General features: G+C 59.4%; 5 protein-coding genes. 3 read left to right on the plus strand and 2 right to left on the minus strand.

Going from position 1 to position 6,183, the window contains the following annotated elements; all coding sequences use genetic code 11:
* The first annotated feature begins 80 nt into the window (after window positions 1-80).
* Window positions 81-1,115: a DUF58 domain-containing protein gene (locus NW807_RS06860; RefSeq protein ID WP_414425642.1), complete on the plus strand. Its 1,035-nt coding sequence runs from the start codon at window positions 81-83 to the stop codon at window positions 1,113-1,115.
* Window positions 1,116-1,122: 7 nt separating this feature from the next.
* Here the strand turns inward: NW807_RS06860 and NW807_RS06865 are convergent, their stop codons facing one another.
* Window positions 1,123-2,082 carry an NAD(+) kinase gene (locus NW807_RS06865; protein ID WP_414394599.1) on the minus strand — a complete coding sequence of 320 codons (960 nt, stop codon included), beginning with the start codon at window positions 2,080-2,082 and terminating at the stop codon, window positions 1,123-1,125.
* 344 nt (window positions 2,083-2,426) lie between these two features.
* Between NW807_RS06865 and NW807_RS06870 the strand changes: the two genes are divergently transcribed.
* Window positions 2,427-4,595 carry a serine/threonine protein kinase gene (locus tag NW807_RS06870; protein WP_414425643.1) on the plus strand — a complete coding sequence of 723 codons (2,169 nt, stop codon included), beginning with the start codon at window positions 2,427-2,429 and terminating at the stop codon, window positions 4,593-4,595.
* Here the strand turns inward: NW807_RS06870 and NW807_RS06875 are convergent.
* A complete protein-coding gene (locus NW807_RS06875; RefSeq protein ID WP_414425644.1) occupies window positions 4,592-5,095 on the minus strand; it encodes a hypothetical protein in 504 nt (167 codons plus the stop codon). The two genes, NW807_RS06870 and NW807_RS06875, sit on opposite strands and share 4 nt — an antisense overlap.
* Window positions 5,096-5,653: 558 nt before the next feature.
* On the opposite strand from NW807_RS06875, the gene NW807_RS06880 reads away from it, so the two are divergent.
* Window positions 5,654-6,183 (plus strand): hypothetical protein (locus NW807_RS06880; protein WP_414425645.1); only part of this gene is annotated, 530 nt, incomplete at its 3' end.

A 6,183-nucleotide genomic window follows, 5' to 3' on the forward strand; every position in this document is an offset into this window, starting at 1 on the left:
CATCGAAAGAGCGCGTTCGTTTTCTGCGCCGCCTGCGCTTTACTCGCATCGGGGGCTGGTTTGTTGGGATCACGCTCCTAGTGAGTATTGCCGCCTTTAACACTGGCAACAATCCCCTCTACTTGGTTCTGGGGATGCTGCTTAGCCTCATTCTTCTTAGCGGCCTCCTCTCCGAGCTTACCCTCAAGAATCTGGAGGTGAGCCGGCAGTTGCCCAGCCGCATCTTTGCTGGCCAGCCGGTCTTGGTGGGGCTGACGCTGGTCAATCGCAAACGGCGCCTGCCCAGTTTTTCCCTCCAGGTGAGGGAACGCATCGAGGGACTGAAGCGGACGGATTGGCCTTCCAGCTATGTGCTGCGGTTGGATCCCGGTGCCAAGCTGGACACCTTCTATCAGCACACCTTCCCAAGGCGAGGGGTGTGGCAGCTGCAGGGTTTTGAGATTGCCACCAGCTTTCCTTTTGAACTCTTTCGCAAGGCAGTGGCGATCGAGGAGCCGCAGGCGGTGATTGTATTTCCCCAGCCTGCCCTCGTCCAGGGACTGCTGCTGTGGGAGCACTTTAGCGGCAGCAGCCAGTTGCGCCCTCAGCCCGGCCAGGAGGGGGACTACCTCGGCCTGCGGCCATACCGTCCCCAAGATGATGTGCGCTCTGTGCATTGGAAGATCTCGGCCAAGCGAGATCAACTGGTCGTGCGGGAGCTGGAGCGCCCCCGTTCCCAGGCCATTGTCCTCTGCTTTGAAAATCGCTGGCAGCCGCGGGGAGAAAGCCCTGAAGCGCATCGCAACAAGCTGGAGCGGGCTGTAGAACGCTGCGCTGGGATCCTCACTTATTTGATTCGAGAAGGCTACCCCGTGGCTCTGGCCACCTTGCAGACGCGAACTGCTTTCGGGGCCGATCTGCCCCATCTCGACTGGCTGTTGGCCCTCCTAGCCCAACTGACGTTCGTCGGGGACCCGCAGCTAGGCTCCCAAGGGCCCTCCAACTCCCCTACTGGCTTCAGCCTCACTCCCCAAGATCGCTGCCTGCTCCTAGCTCACCCTCCTCAGGAGGGGGAAGCGGTGCCAGGTCATCTCGTTGAGCCAGGATCCCTGCTGCAATTCATCCCGATCGAGTAAGGCCTCCCTATCTCCCTGGCGGGCAGTGGTTGGTAGTGGGAATGTAGATGCGGCTGCCGGCCCACTGCAGTTTCTCTCGCAGGGTGCGGAAGTAGGAAAGGTCTTTTTCTAAGATCAGCAGCTTGGCTGGCAGGGGAGCGCGTCGAATTTGCACCCACTGGCCAGGGTTGACCGATTGAGCCAAGACACCATCCGTCCAGAGGCGGGTCAGCCCTTCTGGATCGGCAAGGGGCCAGATCTCCACCGTGGCCGTGCCGCTGATAACAATGGGCCGGCTGGACAAGCTGAGGGGACAGATGGGGGTGATGATGATGGCCTCAAAGGTAGGCTCGAGGATGGGGCCGTTGGCTGCCAAGGTGTAGGAGGTGGATCCCGTTGGAGTAGCCACCAGCACGCCATCTCCGTGGTACTGATCCAAGACCTCGCCATTGACTTCGATTTCCATGATGGCGGCGGGCAGGCGTTCCCGGTTGATGGGCTTTAGGCACATTTCGTTGAGGGCGTAGTACACTTCGCTAACCGGGCGGCCCTCCTGCTTTCCCTCTCCAGGGACAGCCCCTTGTCCCAGTTGGGGCTGCTCCCAAATCTGGGCCTGCAACATCATGCGAGCTTGGAGGACAAAGTCTCCTGCCTGAATGCGATCCCAGGGATCCTGGTGCAGCACCTGCTCCGACTGGGCCAAGAACCCCAGCCTGCCTCCCGACTGGATGGGCAAAATGGGGATCCCATGGGGAGCAAGGTGGCGGGCCGCCGCCAACACCGAGCCGTCTCCCCCCAACACCACCGCCAAATCGATGGGATCCGAGGTGGCCTCCAAAAAGACCGGGTAGGGGTTGTGGTGCAAGCCAGTGGGAGCCGTCAGTACCGTAACGCCGCGCCGACGCAGCTGCTCCGCACACAGCTGGCAGGTAGCCTTGCTCTGGCGATCCCCCTCCTTGTAGGCAATCACCACCAAGCCCAGATCCATGGCTGACCTCGCGCAGGGATCCTTTCCCATCATCCCTCTTCAAGCTGGGGGTCGCCCAGACAAATTTCCTCAAGCGTTCTCTTCCGCTTTTTTTCACAATTTACTGGGAATTTTTTGATCTAACGAATGGCAGTGAAACAGCTTGTTACGTCGTTATTGCTGCGCTGTTGCGAACGCGCGAGTGGCCCGGAGCGCTACCCCTACCTCTTGCTCCCAGAGAGAGGGTCTGAGGATGACTATCCCCTTAGGTAGCAAACGGGATCCCTGAGTGAGCGGGTATAAACTCCAGCAATTGGTTTATCGTATGGACATCCCTGCCCAAGCTGCTTTGTGCCTGCAAACCTATGGTCCCCGATCCCACCAATCGCCTCTTGGGTGGCCGCTACCAACTGATTCAGGAAATCGGTGGTGGCGGCATGGGATCCGTCTTTCGGGCTTTGGACTTACACAACAACGGCCAAGAGGTGGCGGTCAAGATCCTGTATGCCCCTACCCTGCTGAGCCGAGGGAACGCCCAGCTCGATGATTTGCGCCGCCGCTTTGCCGAAGAGATCCGCGTCAGCACCCTTTTAGGCCAACATCCTCGCATCGTCAAAGTCCTGGATCACGGCCAAGAGGGGGAGCACGCCTATTTGGTGATGGAGTACCTCAAGGGACAGGATCTGGGGAAGCTAATCCGAGAAAAAGGAGCCTTGCCAGTTCGGCAGGCCATTCGGCTGGCCCTGCAGGCTTGTGAAGGGCTGCACTTTGCCCACACCTTCCGAGCTAACGTGGAAGGCCGCGAGATTCGGGGCGTGATTCACCGCGACATCAAGCCCAGCAACCTGTTTGTCGAGCGCGTTTTTCAAGATGGTCAGCTTACGTCTCAGCTCAAGATCCTCGACTTCGGCGTGGCCAAAACGCTGGCGGATCACACCCTTAGTCTAGGCACCCAAAAAGGGGGCGGATTTATCGGCACAGCTCGTTACGCCTCTCCTGAACAGGTACGCGGCAAATCTCTGGATGCCCGCTCAGACATCTACTCCCTAGGGGTGGTGCTCTACGAGATGCTGACGGGATCCATGCCCTTTCGCTTGGAAACCGACTCATTGCACAGTTGGATCCACGCCCATTGCTATGAAAACCCCCTTGAGATCAACCCGGAGACAGCCCCCCAGCCGATCCCACCCGCCATAGTAGCGGTGGTGATGGATTGTCTGAAGAAAAACCCGGACGAGCGGCCGCAGACCATGCAGGAGCTGGCAGAGCGGCTGTTGCAAGCCTATGAGCTGACGGTGGCCAACCAACTTCCCCCCAGCCAAGCCAGCACCGTCCTCCTCCCCAACACCAAAGCTCCTTCTTCCGCTTCCCAGCCACTGCGCACCCCCCCCAGCTCAGGTTCAGGAACCTTTGAGGATATCCGCGATGAGGATCTAGAGCTCATTGAAGAGGAGCCAATCCCTCCTCCAGGTGCGGGGATCCCCTACTACATCGCTGAGCGGAAAGCTACCTCAGCAGAAGCTGCACCGGAGCTCTCCTCCACCAAAACCGAAGGCGAAACGGCCAAAGCGCCCTCCACAGTCATCCAAGCTAGCGACACGCTCCCGGCTGCCCCTCCCCAGGATCGCCTTGCCGCACCCCCACCAACGGATACCCCTCTGCCACAAGCTGCTCCCCAAACGGTTCTGCAGCCTTCCACCAGCAGCCTGAAGTGGCTCTGGGTTGGGGGAGGCGCTGTGGCTCTGCTAGCCGCCTTTTTGCTCTGGCCGCGCCCAACTATCCGCGATACCCAGGAAGAGCCGGAGCCGATCCCTACTGCTGAAGTCACCCCAACCCCTACACTCAAGCCCTCCCCCACCCCAACGCCAGCACCGGCCCCCACCCCGACGCCAACACCGACACCCCCTCCCACTCCCGTGCCGACACCTACTCGAACTCCAGCCCCGACACCTACTCCTGCTCCACTGCCGACGCCTACACGAACCCCTGCACCGACACCCACTCCTGCTCCGGTGCCAACGCCTACTCGAACTCCGGCACCAACACCCCCTCCAACCCCAACACCCACTCCCACGCCAGTGCCAACACCAACGCTTACCCCTATCCCCCGATTCACGCCGCTTGTCCCTCGTACCCCTGCCCCCACTCCAACTCTGGCCCCGACGCCCACCTCGACACCGACCCCAGCAACGCCAACACCTGCCCCAGAGCTTGCTTTGAGCGGCCAGTGGCTCTACGAGGGAGGATCCTTTATCTGGCAGGGATCCCTGTGTAAGATCAATGTTGCAACTGGCATCCAGGAAACCGTTTCCATTCAGCAAAACGGCGATCAGATTACCATTTCCTCACCCAGCTTTTCTGAGCGCAGTGGCCAGCTCATCGGCAACCAACTTTCTGTTAGCGGCAGGATAGGGGGTAGCGGTACTCCAACTGTCACGTGGAGCGGTACCGTCAGCTCTGACGGGCGTTTGATTCGCGGCGCAGCCACCTGTGGCAGCGCAAGCTTTGCCATTAGGCTTACCCGCCAGAGCTAAATACCCACACCGCCTCGGTCACCGCCACCGCCGTTTTCCCTGTCGTCAGGCTTCTGCTGGATGGGAGGGGGAGGAGGAGGCGCGGCAGAGGTTTCCCTCACCACCTCGAGGGTATAGGGACCTCGGCCTGGGCTACCCGGAGCAACGCTGCGGGAATTCTGGGCCCAGTAGCTTTGCACCAGCACTAAGTAACAGCGGTCTAGCCGTACTGGGATCGTCAGCTCGGAGGTGGTGAAATCACCAGGCTTTGCGTCATCGTTGATGAAGAAGAATTCCGGATCAGTCTCCCTGTTGACATCAAGACCAAAGATGACCAGCAGAGGGTCGAAGACTGGACTAGTTAGGCGGATAGTAACTCCTGTAACATTGGCTGCAGAAGGAAAGTAAAGGAATCCATCGACATAAAAGGTAAACGTGCCAGGGGGAGGTGGGACTTCCCGGGCATTTATGACATTGTCCTTCTCATCAAAGTAGATCTCCAAGTCGCTATTTGGCCCCAAGGTTCCACTGCGCCTTGCTCCTGGGCGCAAGCTCTTGGCCTCGAAAATCGCTGGAAAGGCTTGCGCGCAAACATTGACTGGAGGTGGCACCGTCCCTCCAGCTCCCCCACAGCCTGCCAGGAGGGCAGCCGAGGCTAGGAAGCCCCAAAAAAGCTTCAGAGGGGATCCCCAAACCTTTGATGTTGGCGCTGCCATAGATACCTCTTGCAGGATCATTAGCTTCTCCAGATTAGACTACAGCCATTTCGGCAAGCTGCAGCGAACGGATTTGGTAATCCAGCAATCCCTCCCCCTGATCCTTTGAGCAGCGACATCCAGCAGGAGCGGCTCCGTTTTAGCCTAGTGCCTCCTAGGGCCATGTCGGGTAGAGTTGGCGGTAGCTATCGACGCCGTAGTGGTTAACCTATGAACAGCCCGCTGAGTAAGAATCGGGATCCCAATCTCCTGCTTTCACAACGCCCTGAGCGAGGCAGCCCAGGCTGGAGCCTTCCCCTTGGAGGTTGGGAACTCGCCTTGTTGTGCGGATCGCTGCTATTGGGAGCTTGGGGTGGCCACCTCTTGACTTGGGCCCAGGAAGCGGAACAAAAGCCAGAGCCAGAAGTCTCACCACCGGTGAGAGATATCGATCCGGCAGTGCAGATCCGAGTTCGGAACGAGCTGGTTAAGCTCTGCGGAGAGTATCGATGCGAAAGCTATCGCTTTCCAGTGCGAGTTTTGGTCAGGCCTGAAGACACTCTGGGAACTCTGCTGGAGCGGCTGGATGCGGAGATGCTGCGGGAGGTGGACCGGGTGTTTCAAACTCGGCCTGACTTGAACCGTGTCATTGTCGATGGCTACGCCTTTGTGGGCACTCCCTCTTTCGCCAGTCGGGAAGTGCTGCTGCAAACCCTGTTTGTGCCCCGTCACCGCTGGGCGGTGGGCCGCTTTGGGCCGGAGCAGGACGGAATCTTCTATGCCGAGCTGCTGGAACAGGTAACGCCCTTTTTAACTCAGCCGCCAACCCCGACCCCTCCGCCTGAGGCTGTGCTTGAAGAGCCTGTACCTCCTTTGCCTCCCACGCCAGCTCCTATAGAGACACCAACGCCTAC

It is taken from the genome of Synechococcus sp. R70.1 (assembly GCF_047461675.1).
Classification (GTDB): Bacteria; Cyanobacteriota; Cyanobacteriia; order Thermostichales; family Thermostichaceae; genus Thermostichus.